Annotated in this window: 14 protein-coding genes; 10 read left to right on the forward strand and 4 right to left on the reverse strand. The window is 70.4% G+C overall.

The genetic code is table 11. The features are described from left to right. Positions 1-121 precede the first annotated feature (121 nt). The 6 genes from ACWD4J_RS06625 (at position 122) to ACWD4J_RS06650 (ending at position 5,663) form a co-directional block, all read left to right on the forward strand. A complete protein-coding gene (locus tag ACWD4J_RS06625) occupies positions 122-754 on the forward strand; it encodes a TetR/AcrR family transcriptional regulator (RefSeq protein ID WP_451394200.1) in 633 nt (210 codons plus the stop codon). Positions 755-1,123: 369 nt separating this feature from the next. Beyond that, on the forward strand, positions 1,124-2,743 hold the full coding sequence (locus ACWD4J_RS06630) for an ATP-binding protein (protein WP_451394201.1): 1,620 nt from the start codon (positions 1,124-1,126) through the stop codon (positions 2,741-2,743). Then, positions 2,744-3,151 (forward strand): roadblock/LC7 domain-containing protein, encoded by a 408-nt coding sequence (locus ACWD4J_RS06635; RefSeq protein WP_451394202.1) that lies wholly within the window; start codon positions 2,744-2,746, stop codon positions 3,149-3,151. Next, entirely contained in the window at positions 3,148-3,522 is a 375-nt protein-coding gene (locus tag ACWD4J_RS06640; RefSeq protein ID WP_451394203.1) for a DUF742 domain-containing protein, read from the forward strand. Before ACWD4J_RS06635 ends, ACWD4J_RS06640 begins: the two co-directional genes overlap by 4 nt. After that, on the forward strand, positions 3,503-4,117 hold the full coding sequence (locus ACWD4J_RS06645; protein ID WP_451394204.1) for a GTP-binding protein: 615 nt from the start codon (positions 3,503-3,505) through the stop codon (positions 4,115-4,117). The genes ACWD4J_RS06640 and ACWD4J_RS06645 overlap by 20 nt, the downstream gene beginning before the upstream one ends. Before the next feature lie 25 nt (positions 4,118-4,142). Next, positions 4,143-5,663 (forward strand): cytochrome P450, encoded by a 1,521-nt coding sequence (locus ACWD4J_RS06650; RefSeq protein ID WP_451394205.1) that lies wholly within the window; start codon positions 4,143-4,145, stop codon positions 5,661-5,663. 61 nt (positions 5,664-5,724) lie between these two features. On the opposite strand, the gene ACWD4J_RS06655 is transcribed toward ACWD4J_RS06650, so the two are convergent. Then, positions 5,725-6,717 carry an RluA family pseudouridine synthase gene (locus tag ACWD4J_RS06655; protein ID WP_451394206.1) on the reverse strand — a complete coding sequence of 331 codons (993 nt, stop codon included), beginning with the start codon at positions 6,715-6,717 and terminating at the stop codon, positions 5,725-5,727. A 137-nt stretch (positions 6,718-6,854) separates the two neighbouring features. On the opposite strand from ACWD4J_RS06655, the gene ACWD4J_RS06660 reads away from it, so the two are divergent. Continuing rightward, positions 6,855-7,454, forward strand: coding sequence for a GNAT family N-acetyltransferase (locus ACWD4J_RS06660; protein ID WP_451394207.1), 600 nt, complete (start codon positions 6,855-6,857; stop codon positions 7,452-7,454). A 10-nt stretch (positions 7,455-7,464) separates the two neighbouring features. Here ACWD4J_RS06660 and ACWD4J_RS06665 read toward each other — a convergent pair whose 3' ends face one another. From ACWD4J_RS06665 to ACWD4J_RS06675, 3 genes are all read right to left on the reverse strand, one after another. Further along, positions 7,465-9,039 (reverse strand): amino acid permease, encoded by a 1,575-nt coding sequence (locus ACWD4J_RS06665; RefSeq protein WP_451394208.1) that lies wholly within the window; start codon positions 9,037-9,039, stop codon positions 7,465-7,467. Positions 9,040-9,419: 380 nt separating this feature from the next. Further along, positions 9,420-10,268 carry a siderophore-interacting protein gene (locus tag ACWD4J_RS06670; RefSeq protein WP_451394209.1) on the reverse strand — a complete coding sequence of 283 codons (849 nt, stop codon included), beginning with the start codon at positions 10,266-10,268 and terminating at the stop codon, positions 9,420-9,422. Positions 10,269-10,403: 135 nt separating this feature from the next. Further along, the gene (locus ACWD4J_RS06675) at positions 10,404-11,321 is read right to left on the reverse strand and encodes a 5'-3' exonuclease (protein WP_451394363.1); all 918 of its coding nucleotides are present in this window, start codon (positions 11,319-11,321) and stop codon (positions 10,404-10,406) included. A 353-nt stretch (positions 11,322-11,674) separates the two neighbouring features. On the opposite strand from ACWD4J_RS06675, the gene ACWD4J_RS06680 reads away from it, so the two are divergent. The 3 genes from ACWD4J_RS06680 to ACWD4J_RS06690 all read left to right on the forward strand — a co-directional run bounded on the left by ACWD4J_RS06680 (position 11,675) and on the right by ACWD4J_RS06690 (position 16,622). Next, positions 11,675-12,835, forward strand: coding sequence for a quaternary amine ABC transporter ATP-binding protein (locus ACWD4J_RS06680; RefSeq protein ID WP_451394210.1), 1,161 nt, complete (start codon positions 11,675-11,677; stop codon positions 12,833-12,835). Further along, positions 12,828-15,452 (forward strand): ABC transporter permease/substrate binding protein, encoded by a 2,625-nt coding sequence (locus ACWD4J_RS06685; protein WP_451394211.1) that lies wholly within the window; start codon positions 12,828-12,830, stop codon positions 15,450-15,452. Before ACWD4J_RS06680 ends, ACWD4J_RS06685 begins: the two co-directional genes overlap by 8 nt. 171 nt (positions 15,453-15,623) lie before the next feature. Further along, the gene (locus ACWD4J_RS06690) at positions 15,624-16,622 is read left to right on the forward strand and encodes a hypothetical protein (protein ID WP_451394212.1); all 999 of its coding nucleotides are present in this window, start codon (positions 15,624-15,626) and stop codon (positions 16,620-16,622) included. The last annotated feature ends 22 nt before the right edge of the window (positions 16,623-16,644 follow it).

Raw genomic sequence — 16,644 nt, forward strand, 5'->3', positions numbered from 1 at the left:
GCGACAGAAATTACGACCGGGAGGCGTCGCGGCGATTGCCCGTCTGTTGCGCCGCGGTTACCGATCCCTCACTCGGACCGCCCGTCCTGCGGTTGTGCGGCGGTGTGCGACGATCGACGCCATGGGTGTCACCGGAGGGTCACGGGGGCGGGTCGGCAGGCCGCGCGCCGCTCAGCGGCCGGACAGCGGACTGTCCGCACGCGACGAACTCCTCGCCGCAGCCGCCGAGTTGTTCACCACCCGGGGGTACGCCGCCACGACCACGCGCGCCGTCGCGGAGCGTGCGGGCATGCGCCAGGCGACCATGTACCACTACGTGTCCGGCAAGGAGGACCTCCTCGCCGAGCTCCTCGAGTCCACCGTGACGCCCTCGCTGACCCTCGCCCGCCGGCTCCTCGCGGACGACGCGGCCCCCGCCGAACGCCGGCTGTGGGAGCTGTGCCGCTCCGACGTGGAGCTGCTGTGCGGCGGCCCGCACAATCTGGGCGGGCTCTACCTCCTGCCCGAGGTGCGGTCCGAACGGTTCGCCGGATTCCATGCGGTGCGAGCGGAACTCAAGGACACCTACCGGCAGTTGCTGGCGGCCACGGCGGTCGGGAAAACCCTCGGAAAGAGTGAGCTCGCACTCCGCACCGATTTGCTCTTCGGGTTGATCGAAGGTGTCATCCTGATCCACCGATCCGATCCCGAGCGGCCCGTGTCGGCCTTCGCCGAGGCGACCGCGGACGCGGCCCTGCGCATCGCCGGAGTCTGACCGCCGGCCGGGCGCCGGGCGCCCGATGTGGCCCATGGCCTGCAGAAACGGTACGCCTTCATTCCGTGAGGGTACGTAATTCGCAAACCCACCCCTGATTACGGCACGTGTTCGAATGGGTGCCCAGCGTGCAAATGGGCCCGAGTGTATTCCCGTGCGGCAGGGTGTTTCAGGTGCTCGCGGAATATGACATAGCGATGATCCGGTCGGACTAAGCTCGCCCACAGCGCACCGAGTTGCGGCGTATTCGTGCGCTTGTTCCCAAAGATGCCTGGTAGTTCGAATTCCCCCCACGCGTCTTCGTAATCCGCCGCAACTCACGGCAAGTCCGTACAGATCACCCCGAGTCAACTGTCTTAGAGGGCATACATGGTGAGTGTTCAATCGCCTCCCGGTGGCCGAGAAGTCCCCTACGCGCGCGTGCTGTTGCTGCCCGCCATACTCATGGCCGCCGCGACCGGGGCCGCCGTCGCCGCCGTACCGGAACCGGCCCGGATGGCCGTCGGCTGGTGCGGCGGCATCGGAGCCCTCCTGGTGCTCGGTGTCGCCCTCGAGGCGGTACGCCGCGGCCGTACCGTCAAGCGGCTGCACCAGCAGTACACGGACCGGCTCGCGTACCTCGAGCGGCGCGTCGCCCTGTACGACGCGCAGACCGAACACCTGGGTGAGCAGCTCGTGCCGGACACGTTCTACCGCATGCGGCAGGGCGAGTCCCCCGCGGAGGCCATGCGCGTCGTCATCGACCAGGACCCCGACTACCGCGACCTCCCCCAGGCGCAGCGCAAACTGCTGCGCGCCGTGCTGGAGATCCTGGACCGCGGCGAAGCCATGCGCGACGTGACGGCGAACGCCTTCGTCCACATCGCGCGCCGCGTCCAGGCCATCGTCTACCAGCAGTCCGTAGAACTCCGCGAGATGGAGGAGGACCACGGGCGCACCCCCGAGGTCTTCGACGACCTGCTCCGCCTCGACCACGGCACCGCGCTGATCGGCCGGCTCGCCGACAGTGTCGCGGTGCTCGGCGGTTCCCGCCCGGGCCGCCAGTGGCCCAAGCCGGTGCCGCTGTACAGCGTGCTGCGGGGCTCCATGTCCCGCATCCTCGAATACCACCGCATCAGCCTCGACTCGATCGCCAAGGTCGCCGTCAACGGCGTCTCCGTCGAACCCGTCATCCACGCCTGCGCCGAACTGCTCGACAACGCCACGCGTTACTCACCGCCGCAGACCCGGGTCCATGTCACCGCCGTCGAGGTGCAGACCGGTGTCGCCATCGAGATCGAGGACGGTGGCGTCAGCCTCAGCGAGGAGGCCAGGAAGCGGGCCGAGACCATGCTCGCCGAGGCACAGGAGGGAACGGACCTCAACAGCCTCAACGAGACCCCGAGGCTCGGCCTGGCCGTCGTCGGCCGCATCTCGGCGATGTACAACATGCAGATCTCCCTGCGGCAGTCCGCGTACGGCGGTGTCCGTGCGGTGCTGATCGTCCCGCGCGACATGCTGACCACCGCCCCCGCACCAGCCCTCGCGCACGGCATCGGCGCCTCCGCCGTGCCCCGGGTGGACAACGACGGCAATCCCATCCAGGAGCTCGAGCGCGCGCCCAAGAAGCGCCGCCCGACCTCGGGTCCGCCGACTCCTCTCTCCGCCCTGGAGGACGACATCCCCGTCGTCACCGAGTGGACGGCCACCGGCCTGCCGCAGCGCCGCAGCCGGAACAAGACCCCGCTGGCCGAGCGGTACGCCCAGGCGCGGGCCGAGAAGGCACGGGCAGCCGAAGCACAGGCCGCCGAGGCCAAGGCCGTCATCCCCGGCCAGCGGCAGGCAGCGCCGGTGCGCGAGCAGGAGAAGGAGGAGCCCGCGCCCGGTCTGTGGGTCGAGGCGTTCATGAACGGCCTCAAGGGCGGCGGTGACCAGCAGAGCACGCCCGGCGCAGTCGAGTCGAAGGCCCGGGCAGACGACTACAGCACCGAGGACGAGGGGGACCTCTAAGTGATTCAGCAACGGGCCAATTTCGACTGGATGCTCAAGGAACTGGCCGACGGCGTAGGGGGGATCCGGCAGATCGTCGTGCTCTCCGCGGACGGCCTGCGCATCGCCCGCCACGGCGGCGACGCGGACGCCGCCGACCGGCTCGCGGCGGCCTGCGCCGGTCTGCAGAGCCTGGCCGGCGCCGTGGCCACCGAAATCCCCGACAGCGACGGCCAGATGCGCATGGTCATCATCGAGGTCAGAGGGGGCTTCTTCTACATGATGGCCGCCGGACCGGGCGCCTATCTGGCGGTGCTCGCCGGCGAGACCGTGGACGCGGGGCTCCTGAGCAGCCTCATGCGCGACCTCGTCGTCCGCATCGGGGCGCATCTGACCAGTCCGCCGCGGCGCGACGGGCAGACCGTATGACTCCTCCGCAACGCGAACGACGCGCACCCCAGCAGGGATCGGAGCAGGATCCGGGACGGCTCTATGTGATCACGGGTGGCACCGACGGAAGCCAGCGGGCGGCACTCGACCTGGTGGCACTGATCGTCGCACGGTCGGACGCGCCGCCCACCGCTCCGCCGGAGCAGACCTCACTGCTGCGGCTGTGCAAGACGCCCCTGTCCGTCGCCGAGATCTCGGCCTATCTCGGCCTGCCGTTCAGCGCGGTCACCGTGCTGGTGACCGAGCTGCTGGCGGCCGACCTGGTGGAGTCCCGCGCTCCGGTCGTCCGCTCCGAACTCCCCGAACGTTCCCTCCTCGAAGCGGTGATGCATGGACTTCAAAAGCTCTGACACGATCGTGGGCCCACGCGCCGAGGACCATCTGCCGGACACGGCCACGACAGCGGTGAAGATCGTGATCGTCGGAGGGTTCGGCGTCGGCAAGACCACGATGGTGGGGTCGGTCAGTGAGATCCGGCCGCTCACCACCGAGGAGACGATGACCCAGGCAGGCATCGGAGTCGACGACAACTACGGCTCCGAGACCAAGACGGCCACCACCGTCGCCATGGACTTCGGACGCATCAGCATCACGGACGAGCTGGTGCTCTACCTGTTCGGCACACCCGGACAGGAGCGGTTCTGGTTCCTCTGGAACGGCCTCTTCGAGGGCGCTCTGGGCGCCGTCGTGCTCGTCGACACCCGGCGCCTGGAAGTCAGTTTCGACGTGATGGGACGCCTGGAAGAACGCGGCGTGCCCTTCGTGGTCGCGGTCAACGACTTCCCCGACGCGCCGCGCTATCCGATGGACGACCTGCGTACCGCGCTCGACCTTCCCCCGGACCTGCCGATGATCAAGTGCGACGCCCGCCGCAGGGCCTCCAGCCGGGACGTCCTGATGACCCTGGTGCGCTACCTGCACTCCCTGAGCATGTCCCCCGCCTGAACCCGACCGATCCGAAAGCGACATCGTGACGACCCCATCCCATTCCCATCGCGGCGCGGACGAACCGATCTCCCCGCCACCGGGCTGCCCGGCCCACGGCCTCGGCCCCGGTGGCCTGCGCCGCCTGTACGGACCCGAGGCCGACAGCGACCTGGCGGGCATCTACGAGAAACTGCGCGCCGAACACGGTTCGGTCGCGCCCGTGCTGGTCCACGACGACGTACCGATGTGGGCGGTCATCGGCCACACCGAGGCGCTCCACATGCTGGGCACACGCTCGCACTTCACGCGTGACCCGCGCCGCATGCGCGTGATGCAGGACGGCACGTTCGCTCCTGACAATCCCCTGGCGCCGGTGGTCGCATGGGCGCCTGTCATCACCTTCGTCGACGGCGCCGAACACCAGCGGCTCCGCGGTGCGATCATGGACTCCCTGGCGGCCATCGACGACCGCGGCCTCAGGCGCTTCATCAACCGCAGCAGCCAGCGCCTCGTCAACGAGTTCTGCGAGAAGGGCACGGCCGAACTGGTCGGCCAGTTCTGCGAGCATCTGCCGATGGCGGTGATGTGCGAAGTCCTCGGCATGCCCGACGAGTACAACGAGCGCCTGGTCCAGGCCGGCCGCGACATGACCAAGGGCACCGAGACCGCCATCGAGAGCAACGAGTACGTCATGTCGGTCCTGCACCGGCACACCGCCCGGCGCCGGGCCCATCCCGAGGAGGACTTCACCAGCCGGCTCCTCGCCCATCCCGCGCAGCTCACCGACGACGACGTCGCCCAGAACCTGCGCGTCGTGCTCATCGCGGCGTACGAGGGAACCGCCAACCTCCTCGCCAACGTGCTGCGGATGGTGCTCACCGACCCGCGTTTCCGGGCCCAGCTCAGCGGCGGGCAGATGACCGTGCCGGAGGCGATCGAGCAGTCTCTGTGGGACGAGCCTCCGTTCAGCGCGCATTTGGGCTTCGCCGCCATCCAGGATGCGGAGCTGGGCGGCCAGCAGATCAAGGCCGGCGACTCGCTCATCTTCGTCGCCGCGGCGGGCAACCTCGATCCGGTGGTCCGTCCCGACCTCAAGGCCAGCATGGCGGGCAACCGCGCCCATCTCGCCTTCGGTGGCGGCGCCCACGAGTGTCCGGGTCAGGACATCGCCCGCGCCATCGCCGACGTCGGCGTCGATGCGCTGCTGATGCGCCTGCCCGACACGGAGCTCGCCGTGGACGAGAAGGAGCTGAGCTTCCGGCAGACCATCACGTCCCGGCACCTCGTCGACCTGCCGGTGACGTTCACACCGCGCCCGCCGCAGGACGCGAAGCTCCGGCCCAGCATGGGCAGGGTGCCCTCGCCGCGCACGGAATGGGAAGTGTCGTCCCCGCCGCCGGCGGCCCAGGCCCGGCGCCCGGCCGTCGACATCCCGGCGCAGGCCACGGCGGGGGACCGGTCCGAGCGGCGACCGCTACCGACGCCACCGCCCCCGCCCGCAGACGAGCAAGAGCAGCCCAAGGGAGCGCTGCAGCGCCTGCTTCGGTGGTGGCGGGGCGCCTGAGGGCGGCTTCCGGCCTCCCGGCGGTGACCGGGCGGCTCGTCGTTCCGTGGCAGCCCAGCGCTTACCCGCTGGGCTGCGGCCCGTTGTTGTCGCCCGTGTTCTGACCAGCCGGTCCGCCGCCCCACGCGTCGGAGTCCGACCATGCCCCGAGGACACGCTCGCTGACGAACCGGTGCGACCGCCTCGTGACCGGATCCGTGAACTCCAGTACCCGGGCCAGGAGTTGCATCGGCCGCCGAAAATCACCGTCCGGCACGGGGTCGGCCACCACCGGATAGACGGGATCGCCGAGGATCGGCACCCCCAGCGCGTTCATGTGCACTCGCAGCTGATGGGTGCGCCCGGTCCTCGGCAGCAGCCGGTATCGCCCGAGCCTGCCCCGGTGCGCCACGAGTTCGACCCGGCTCTCGGCGTTCGGCTCACCCGCCACCTCGCGGGCGGCCATGACCCCGCGTTCCTTCTCGATACGGCTGCGGACGGTACGGGGCAGCGCGAGCTCGGGATCGTACGCGGCCACGGCCTCGTACTCCTTGTGCACCCGCTTGTCGCGGAACAGCGTCTGATACGCGCCGCGCTCCTCCGGCCGCACCGTGAACAGCACGAGACCGGCCGTCAGGCGGTCCAGGCGGTGAGCGGCGCCCAGTGTGGGGATGCCCAGCTCGCGCCGCAGCCGTGCCAGCGCCGTCTCGGAGACATGGCTGCCGCGCGGGGTGGTGGCGAGGAAGTGCGGCTTGTCGGCCACGACGATGTGCTCGTCGCGGTACACGACGTCGACGGCGAAGGGTACGGGCACCTCGGCCGCCAGCTCCCGGTGGAACCAGACGAACATCCCGGGCTCGTACGGCGCATCGCACGCCACGGCCCGGCCGTCCGCCCCGACGATCAGCCCGTCGTGCAGCATCCGGTCGATCACCCCGGGCCCGGCCGCCAGCCGCTCCACGAGGTGATCCCGCACAGTCGCCCACTCGCCGCCGAGGGGCAGCCGGACCCGCACGGGATCGACACCGTGGCGCTGCGGCAGCGGGGCGGGGGGAATGCGGGGCCTGCGTCTCATCACGATCGAGCGTAACCGCCGCGTCGGAGGTCCTCCGATGTCGGTGGCCCTCGGACGCCGGGGCCCTCCGGGCGCTGGGGGCCTCCGGACCGGAAATCCACTGGGCGCCCATCCCACCCGCTGGCAGGATGCGCCCCATGCCTTCCTTGATCTCTGACGTGGTGGCTCCCGGTACACTGGCCGGGCGTACGCAGCCGACCCTGACCACAGACGCCGGCCTCGTCGTGCGCCCCTGGGCGGACACCGACGCGCCCGCCGTACTGGAGGCGTTCCAGGATCCCGTGATGCACCAGTGGCACGCCCACACCGCAGAGTCGGAGGCCGAGACCGTCGCCTGGATCGAGGAGTGGCGGCAGGCCTGGCACGGCGAGCGCGACGCGTTCTGGGCGGTCGCCGACGCGGACTCGGACGAGTTGGTGGGCCGGGTCGCGCTCCGCTCCATCGAACTCGCCGACGGGGTGGCCTACATCGCGTACTGGACGATGCCGTCCGCCCGCGGCCGCGGCGTCGCTCCTCAAGCCGTCACCGCACTCACCCGCTGGGCATTCGACGAGCTGGGCCTGCACCGCCTCGAACTCACCCACGCCACCGGCAACGGGGCCTCCTGCCGCGTCGCGACCAAGACGGGCTTCGCCCTGGAAGGCACCAAGCGCAGCGCTGAGCTGCACGCCGACGGCTGGCACGACATGCACCTGCACGCACGGGTCCAGGGCGACCCGGCTCCCGGGCCCCGCTAGCCGGAGCCTTCTAGGCGCCCGCGGCGGCCGGCTGAGGCTCCGCGGCGGACGCCTGCCCGACAACGCGGCTCCGGTAGAGCCGGTAGCCCGCACCGGCGGCGAGCGTCACGCCCAGGAACAGCACCGTGAACCACTGGAAGTACCAGTGCCCGCCCGCCGGGTCGTACACGTCGGCGCGGGGCCATGCCAGGTTGACCGTCATGAACAGGCCGTAGACGAGCGCCAGTCCGTTGACCGGTACGCCCCAGCGGCCGAGGGAGAAGAGCGGCCGGCCCTCCTCGTCCACCGCGTCGGCGGCGGCACCGGGGAACTGTCCGCGAAGACGCCGTACCAGCATCGGCCCGGTGACCATGGCGTACGCGAGGTACAGCATCACGATGCACGTGGTGCCGATCGCCAGGAACGCCTCCGGGGACGCGAAGTTGAGCAGCAGCAGGGCCGCGGCGAGGACGCCGACGACCAGGGCGGGGGCGCTCGGCATGCCGGTGCGCGGATTGACCCTGGCGAGCAGCTTCGAGCCGGGGAGCTGTCCGTCGCGGGCCATCGAGAAGAGCATCCGGCAGGCCGCGGTCTGGATCGCGAGGGTCGCCACCGCGATGGCCACCACGACGTCCGCGAGCAGGAACCGGCCGACGCCGTCGCCCAGACTGCTGGTCAGGACGTAGCTCAGGCCGTCGACGGCCAGGTGTCCGTTCGTCAGGCTGGGCGCGGCGAGCAGACCGCCGAGGACGATCAGGCCGCCCAGCAGACCCGCGGCACCGAGCGCCGTGAGGATCGTGCGGGGCGCGGTGCGCCGCGGGTTGTGGGTCTCCTCGCTCATCTCGCCCGCGCTGTCGAAACCGATCATCACGTACGCCGCCATGAACGAGCCCACGAGCAGCGCGCCCAGCAGGCCGCCCTGGGCGCCGTCGCCCGTGTGGAACGTGATGCCCGGCGAGCGCTTGGAGTGGGTCAGCAGCAGCACGATGATCAGGACGGCGCCGATGATCTCGGCGGTGACGCCGATCCGGTTGACCGCGGACATCACGCGGTTGTCGACGATGTTCACCAGGGTGGTCAGGGCCAGCAGGAGCACGCCGAGCACCGCGGCGTTCGCCGCGCCGGTGGGCGAGGTGGGTGCCGGATCGCCGCCGACCAGCTGGAAACCGGACCAGATCGCCGGCATCACCATCTGCAGGGCGAGCGCCGCGGCCGCGACCACGACGATCTGCCCGATCACCATGATCCAGCCGGCGAACCAGCCGAAGGTCAGCGTCGACAGGCGGGACGACCACTGGTAGATCGCGCCCGAGATCGGGTAGCGGGCGGCGAGTTCGGCGAAGCACGCGGCCACCATCAGCTGGCCGAGCAGGACGGCAGGCCAGGTCCAGAAGAAGACCGGGCCGCCGAAGGCGTAGCCGAACGCGAAGAACTGGAAGACAGTGGTCAGCACCGAGATGAAGGAGAACCCGGCGGCGAACGAGGCGTAGCGGCCGAGGCTGCGGTGCAGCTCCTGGCGGTAGCCGAACTCGGCAAGGGAGGAGTCGCCGGCGTCCGTGGGTACCGGCGGATCGGGACGGAGATCGGCAGGGGCGGAGCTTGTCATGGCGGCAACCTGCTTTCGCGGAGGCGGCGCGGGAGGTCTGTCGGGCGACATGTCTGTCGGGGGCAGCCGGGGCGGGCGACATTCCGTACGGCGACGCTCCTGCCGGCCTGCATCCCGCCCGCATCAATTCCTGTCGGGTGACAGAAATTAGGGACGGCCTGTTTCGCGGGCGTGACACGCCCGTGTCTGCTGGGGGCCGAACTCCTCACGGCCCTTGCGGCGGGCTGGGCCGTGCCGAACGCCGCGAAAAGCGCCGAACGCGCGAAGGCGCCGAACGCGCGAAAGCGCCGGGCGGGCTGGAAATTCCAGTCCGCCCGGCGCTAGCGAGCCAGGGTCTTAGGACGCCGCAGTCCCGGTCTTAGGGCGCCGCAGTCCCGGTCTTAGGAGGCCGCCGTCCCGGCCGGCTCCTGCTCGGCCTCGATGCGGGCGTTCCACTCGCGCTTGGAGGCCTGCCAGCCGTCCTCGTTGTGGCCGAGCCGCCAGTAACCGGAGATCGACAGGTCCTCACGCGGGATGCCGCGCTCGACCCGGAGCAGACGGCGCAGTTCCTTCACGAAGCCCGCCTCGCCGTGCACGAAGGCATGCAGCCGGCCCGCCGGGAACTCCAGCTCCCGCACGGCCTCGACCAGTGCCTCGCCGGCGGGGCGGTCGCCGCGGTGCAGCCAGACGACCTCCACGTCGGTGGCGATCTTCTGCTCCTCGTCCGGGTCCGCGACCTCCACGAAGGCGCGGGCGTCGGTGCCCTCGGGCAGGGCCTCGAGGGCCGCGGCGATCGCGGGCAGTGCGCTCTCGTCACCCACCAGCAGATGCCAGTCGGCGTCCTCGTCGGGGGCGTACGCACCGCCCGGGCCGAGGAAACGCACGAGCTCGCCCGGCTGGGCGCGCATGGCCCAGGGCCCGGCAAGTCCCTCGTCACCGTGGATCACGAAGTCCAGCGTCAGCTCGCGGTGCTCCGGGTCCCAGGCGCGCACCGTGTACGTACGCGTCACCGGCCACTGGTCGCGCGGGAACTCGGCGCGGATCCGCTCCATGTCGAAGGGCTCCGGGTATGTCACGCCCTCGGGCCCGAACAGCAGCTTCACATAGTGGTCGGTACAGGTCCCTGCCGTGAACCCGGCCAGCCCGTCGCCGCCGAGCACCACACGCTGCATGTGCGGGGTCAGCCGCTCGGTGCGGACCACGCGGGCGGAGTGGGGCTTCGGGGCCCGGCGTGCCGGACGCTCTGCCATGACGGCCTCCAAGGTGACGGGCTTAGGCAAGCCTAAGTTAACACCCCCTTGCAGGAATCGCCTCACCTTGTACGGCACGACTTCGCCGACACCCTGCGACTTCTGCCACTTCGTCCGCGATTTCCCTGCGGCTGCTCAGTCCGCAGGGCGCTCCTGCAGGGTCGAGAGCAGTCGCTGCAGCGAACCGCCGAGGCCCCACCGCGCCGCGAGTGCGTCCAGCCCGGCCGGGTCGCGCGGGGTGCGCGGCAGCGCCACCTGCACGTCCGGCAGCGGGACGTCCGCGGCGACCTGTACGACCGTCGGTGCCACGGCGAGATACGGCCCTGCCTCGTCGAGCCTCTTGCGCTGCGCCGGCGTGAGCGCCGACGCCGGGTCGCCGACCGCGGCCGTGATCCCCGCGAGGTCGCCGTACTGCGCGAGGAGCTTCGCGGCCGTCTTCTCGCCGATGCCCGGCACGCCGGGCAGCCCGTCGCTGGGGTCGCCGCGCAGCAGCGCGAGATTCGCGTACCCCGGCCCGTCGACCCCGTACTTCTCGCGCAGCCACGCCTCGTCGGTGGCCTGCAGGGTGCCGACGCCCTTCAGCGGATACAGCACGCGCACCCCGCGCTTGTCGTCGACGAGCTGGTAGAGGTCGCGGTCGCCGGTGACGATGTCGACGGGGCCTGGTGCGTGCGTGGCGTAGGTGCCGATCACGTCGTCCGCCTCGTACCCCTCGACGCCCACGCGCGCGATGCCCAGCGCGTCCAGGACGGCCTCGATGACCGGCACCTGCGGCGAGAGCGTGTCCGGCACCTCCTCCACGTCCGGCCCGGCCTCGGTCTCCTCCGCGACGCGGTGCGCCTTGTACGACGGGATCAGCTCGACGCGCCATTGCGGGCGCCAGTCCGCGTCCATGCAGGCCACCAGGTCGTCCGGCTGATGGTCGCGGACCAGGCGGTCGATGAAGTCGAGCAGGCCGCGCACGGCGTTCACCGGAGTGCCGTCCGGGGCCTTCACCGAGTCCGGGACCCCGAAATACGCCCGGAAGTACAGGGATGCGGTGTCGAGGAGCATGAGCCGTCGCGTTCGCTGAGTCACGTTCGCATCATGCCGCACGGCACTGACAGCCCACGCCGTCCGCCGCTGACAGCCCATGCCGTCCGGCGCTGCCACCCCAGCCGTACGCCGAGGACCGCCCGTGCCGCGCGATGCCCCGCCCACCACATCGCAGAAGTGAACCAACTGTGAACTGAGCCACTCCTCCGTTTGACCTGCACCGATCCGGGCAGGCGCGCTGCCGGAGCGGACCCGGTCGCATCTTCCACCATCTCGGTCGAACGCGGTCGGTCAGTCGGGCGGACCCCGCGCCGCTCCACGGCCCGCCGGCGGGGGAGGCGGGCCGTGTTCGTTCTACGCGAGAGGTTTATGTGTCCAGGCTGCAAGCAGAGCACCTGTACAAAGTGTTCGGCAGACGGCCCGAGGCCGCTGTGGAGAGGCTCCGTCAGGGAGCCGACCGTGACGAGCTGCGTGCCGACGGCACGACCGCCGCGGTCATCGACGCGTCCTTCACGGTCGAACCGGGCCAGATCTTCGTCGTCATGGGTCTGTCGGGATCCGGGAAGTCCACGCTGCTGCGCATGCTCAACGGACTCCTGGAGCCGACGGCCGGACAGGTGCGCTTCGACGGCCAGGACCTGACCGCGCTGAGCGCGCGCGAGCTGCGCGAGGTCCGCTCCCGGAAGATCAGCATGGTCTTCCAGCACTTCGCGCTGTTCCCGCACCGCAGCGTCCTCGACAACGCCGCATACGGCCTCGAGGTGCAGGGCGTCCCGCGCGCCGAGCGCGAGAAGCGCGCCACCGAGGCGCTGGAGCTCGCCGGCCTCAAGGGCTGGGAGCAGTCCTGGCCCGACGAGCTGTCCGGCGGTATGCAGCAGCGCGTGGGCCTCGCCCGCGCGCTCGCCACGGACGCCGACCTGCTGCTCATGGACGAGTCCTTCAGCGCGCTCGACCCGCTGATCCGCCGCGACATGCAGGACCAGCTCCTCCAGCTGCAGAAGACCCTGAAGAAGACCATCGTCTTCATCACCCACGACCTCAACGAGGCCATGCGCCTCGGCGACCAGATCGCCGTCATGCGCGACGGCCGCATCGTCCAGATCGGCACGGCCGAGGACATCCTGGTCACCCCGGCCAACGACTACGTCGCCGCGTTCACCCAGGACGTCGACCGCTCCCGCGTGCTGACCGCGGGCGCGATCATGGCCGACCCGGAGACCGCGTACGGCACGACGACGCCCGACGGCAGGGAGCTGCGCACGGCGCGGGACGTGTTCGACGCGGCGCCCGCAACCGTCTCCGAGGACACGCCGATCGTCGAGCTGTTCACCCCCTGCTCCACCAGCGGCGTGGCGGTCGCCGTCACCGGCGATGACGGTGAGCTCGTCGGCGTCGTACCGCGGGCGCGGCTGCTGGCCGTGCTCGGCGAGCCGATGACGCCGTCCGACCAGCCGCTCGCCGCCGTCCCCGCTCAGGACGGCGCCACAGGCAGCGACGACGACACCGCGGGCAAGGTGATCGCCGGTGCCTAGGATCCGTCTCGGCGACTGGGTCAACGACGGCGTCGACTGGCTCGTGAACCACATGTCCTGGCTCTTCGACGCCGTCAAGGCGGTCGTCGAAGGCATGTACGACGGCATCAACGCCGTCCTGTCCGCCCCCGAGCCGCTGCTCCTCGTGGGCATCCTCGCGGTGATCGCCTGGTGGCTGCGCGGCCTCGTCCCCGGCGTGCTCACCTTCGCCGGCTTCGCGCTGATCGACTCCCTCGAGCTGTGGGACGACGCCATGTCGACCCTGTCGCTCGTGTTGGTGGCGACCATCATCGCGCTGGTCATCTCGGTGCCGGTGGGCATCTGGGCGGCGCGTTCCAGCACGGTCAGCGCCGTCGTACGGCCCGTCCTGGACCTCATGCAGACGATGCCGGCGATGGTCTACCTCATCCCCGCCATCCTCTTCTTCGGCATGGGCGTGCCGTCCGGCATCGTCGCCACGCTGATCTTCGCGCTCGCTCCGGGCGTACGGATGACCGAGCTCGGCATCCGCCAGGTCGACAAGGAGCTCGTCGAGGCGGCGGACGCCTTCGGCACCACGCCCCGCAACACCCTGCTGCGCGTGCAGCTGCCGCTCGCGCTGCCCACGATCATGGCCGGCGTCAACCAGGTGATCATGCTGGGCCTGTCGATGGTGGTCATCGCGGGCATGGTCGGCACCGGCGGCCTCGGCGGCGCCGTCAACGAGGCGATCGGCAACCTCGACGTCGGCCTCGGCTTCGAGGCGGGCATCGGCATCGTCATCCTGGCGATCTACCTGGACCGGATGACCGGCGCCCTCGGCCGCCAGCTCTCGCCGCTGGGCCGCCGCACCGCCGCCAAGGCCCGTGCCGCCATGGGCGGCCTGAAGATCTGGAACCACCGCCCGCGCCCCGCGGTCGCGGTCGTCGGCGTCATCGTCCTCGCGCTCGTCGCGGGCGGCATGGGCATCTTCGGCAACGGCTCGGACTCCGGCGCCGCCTCGGCGTCCACGGACGTCGGCAAGGGCAAGCGGGTCGACATCGGCTACATCCCGTGGGACGAGGGCATCGCCTCCACGTTCCTGTGGAAGGAACTGCTGGAGCAGCGCGGCTTCGACGTCAAGACCACCCAGTACGCGGCCGGGCCTCTCTACACCGGCCTCGCGCAGGGCCAGATCGACTTCCAGACCGACTCCTGGCTGCCCGCCACGCACGCCGAGTACTGGAAGAAGTACGGCAGCAAGCTCGACGACCTGGGCCAGTGGTACGGCTCCACCTCGCTGGAGCTCACCGTGCCCTCGTACGTGAAGGGCGTCGACTCCCTCGACGACCTCAAGGGCAAGAGCGGCGAGTTCAAGGGCAAGATCATCGGCATCGAGCCCAGCGCCGGGATGATGGGCCTGCTCAAGGACAAGGTCCTCAAGGAGTACGGCCTTGAGGGCGAGTACAAGGTCGTGGACGGCTCCACGCCCGCTATGCTCGCCGAGCTCAAGCGCGCGTACGCCAAGAAGGAGCCCATCGTCGTCACGCTGTGGTCGCCCCACTGGGCCTACAGCGACTACGACCTGAAGAAGCTCAAGGACCCGAAGGGCGCCTGGGGCGAGGGCGACGCCGTCCACACGATCGCCCGCAAGGGCTTCGCCTCGGAGAACCCCGAGGTCGGCACGTGGCTCAAGAACTTCAAGATGACCGAGGAGCAGCTCACCGGTCTCGAGGCGCAGATCCAGAAGGCCGGCAAGGGCAAGGAGCAGCAGGCCGTCAAGACCTGGCTGAAGAAGAACCCGGGCCTGGTCGACAAGTGGGCCCCGGTCGCGAAGTCCGCCAAGGGCGCGAAGGGCCAGGGCGAGGCGGCCCGTCCGCTGAACGTCGCCTGGTTCCCGTGGGAGGAGGACATCGCCGTCACATACCTGTGGAAGCACGTCCTCGCGGACCGCGGCTACACGATGAACCTCAAGCAGTTCGCTGTCGGCCCCATGTACACGGCCCTGTCCCAGGGGCAGCTGGACGTGCAGTTCGACGGCTGGCTGCCGTACACGCAGAAGTCGTACTGGGACAAGTACGGCAAGGACCTGACGGACCTCGGCACCTGGTACTCGCCGACGTCCCTGGAGATCGCCGTCCCGTCGTACGTCAAGGGAGTGAAGACCCTCGAGGACCTCAAGGGCAAGAGCGGCGAGTTCAAGGGCAAGATCATCGGCATCGAGCCCGGCACGGGCACGATGAACCTGCTCAAGACCAAGGTCCTGCCCGGCTACGGCCTGGACAAGGAGTACCAGGTCGTCGACGGCTCGACGCCCGGCATGCTCGCGGAGCTCAAGCGCGCGTACGCGAAGAAGGAGCCCATCGCGGTCCTGCTCTGGACGCCGCACTGGGCGTACAGCGAGTACGACCTGACCAAGCTCGAGGACGACAAGGGCCTGTTCGGCAAGGGCGACACGATCCGCACCGTCGCCAGCAAGGCGTTCCCGCAGCAGTACCCGCAGCTCACGAAGTGGATCAAGAACTTCAGGATGAGTGAGAAGGAGCTCGCCGGCCTGGAGAACGAGATCAAGAAGCGCGGCAAGGGCCATGAGGAAGAGGCCGTCGCGGCCTGGGTGAAGGAGAACCCGGGGATCGTGGAGCGGATGGCTCCGCAGTAATCCGGCCGAACCTGGTGGACCTCATGTGAGGGGTGTGCTTCGCCTTTGTGGCGAAGCACACCCCTCATGGCGTTCCCGCGGCCTCTCGGTCGTTCGTACGCTCGATAGCCGCGCCTCATCAGCCCCGTGAGTCCCAGCCGCCCCCGTCCCGCCGACCGTAAGACGACATCCGTGACCGCCGCTGCCCGCAGCCCCCACCGGCCCGTGCGCCTCGCCGCCGCAGTGGCCGTCGTCGTAGCCGCGGTGCTGCTGCTGTCGCAGATACCCCGGGCCAGTGCGGCGCCCGCCTCCGTCGCCACCGCCCGCCTCGCGCAACTGGCCGGGGACGTACGCACCGCGGACGGCTACCGCTACGGCCTGGCGGACGACACCGGCCGGTCCATGGACGCCGCGCAGATCGTGCAGGCGCCCGACGGCACCTACCTCGCCGTCTACCACACGTTCCGCGCCGACGGCCGCTTCCACGCGTCCGTCGCCACCTCCACGGACCTGCTGCACTGGCACCGCCGCCACGACTTCGGCCCCGGCACCCACCAGGCCTCCCTCGCCCCCGACGGGACGGGCGGATATGTCCTCGCCTACGAGAAGGACCCGGACAACCACATCGCCGTACGCGGCTACGACGACCTCGATGCGCTGCTCGCCGGACGGGCCGGCCGCGCGTACGACGCGCCGCGCACCCTCTCGCGCTGCGCCGAGGGCACGCCCAGTATCACCTCCGTCGAGGGCGACACGATCCGGCTCACCGGGCACTACCGGGCGGACTGCGACACCGACCGCCAACTCCGCGCCACTCTGACGGATTTCAGCCACTGGCACGCCGAGCCCGACCACCGCCTCGACCGGGCCGTGCAGTCGTGGGGCAACGCCGGGAACATAGGCGACCGCGCCCTGCTGCGGCTCGACGGCATGAGCGTGGTGCTCATCGAGGGACAGCGGTGGCGGAACGACTTCTCGAGCTGGCAGACCTTTGCATACGATCCCGTCACCGGCCGCGCCGACCGGCTCGTCATCCGCACCCACGGAGGCAGCCGCGCCTTCGCCAATCCCTCGGCGACCCTGCTCACTGCTCCGAACGGCCGTCCGGCACTGCTGATGAGCCTGTTCATTCCCTTGGAGGGAGCGGCGCCCGGCGAGTCGGGCCAGCTCCTGTACTGGCGCGCCCTGTGAGGCCTCGCCGGGAGGCAGGGCG

It is taken from the genome of Streptomyces sp. NPDC002577 (genome assembly GCF_053594815.1).

Excerpts from the sequence above, each read along its gene's own strand:
- ACWD4J_RS06625 (WP_451394200.1), top strand. The coding sequence starts at position 122 with ATGGGTGTCACCGGAGGGTCACGGGGGCGGGTCGGCAGGCCGCGCGCC.
- ACWD4J_RS06630 (WP_451394201.1), top strand. The coding sequence starts at position 1,124 with ATGGTGAGTGTTCAATCGCCTCCCGGTGGCCGAGAAGTCCCCTACGCG.
- ACWD4J_RS06640 (WP_451394203.1), top strand. The coding sequence starts at position 3,148 with ATGACTCCTCCGCAACGCGAACGACGCGCACCCCAGCAGGGATCGGAG.
- ACWD4J_RS06645 (WP_451394204.1), top strand. The coding sequence starts at position 3,503 with ATGGACTTCAAAAGCTCTGACACGATCGTGGGCCCACGCGCCGAGGAC.
- ACWD4J_RS06655 (WP_451394206.1), bottom strand. The coding sequence starts at position 6,717 with ATGAGACGCAGGCCCCGCATTCCCCCCGCCCCGCTGCCGCAGCGCCAC.
- ACWD4J_RS06660 (WP_451394207.1), top strand. The coding sequence starts at position 6,855 with ATGCCTTCCTTGATCTCTGACGTGGTGGCTCCCGGTACACTGGCCGGG.
- ACWD4J_RS06665 (WP_451394208.1), bottom strand. The coding sequence starts at position 9,039 with ATGACAAGCTCCGCCCCTGCCGATCTCCGTCCCGATCCGCCGGTACCC.
- ACWD4J_RS06670 (WP_451394209.1), bottom strand. The coding sequence starts at position 10,268 with ATGGCAGAGCGTCCGGCACGCCGGGCCCCGAAGCCCCACTCCGCCCGC.
- ACWD4J_RS06675 (WP_451394363.1), bottom strand. The coding sequence starts at position 11,321 with ATGCTCCTCGACACCGCATCCCTGTACTTCCGGGCGTATTTCGGGGTC.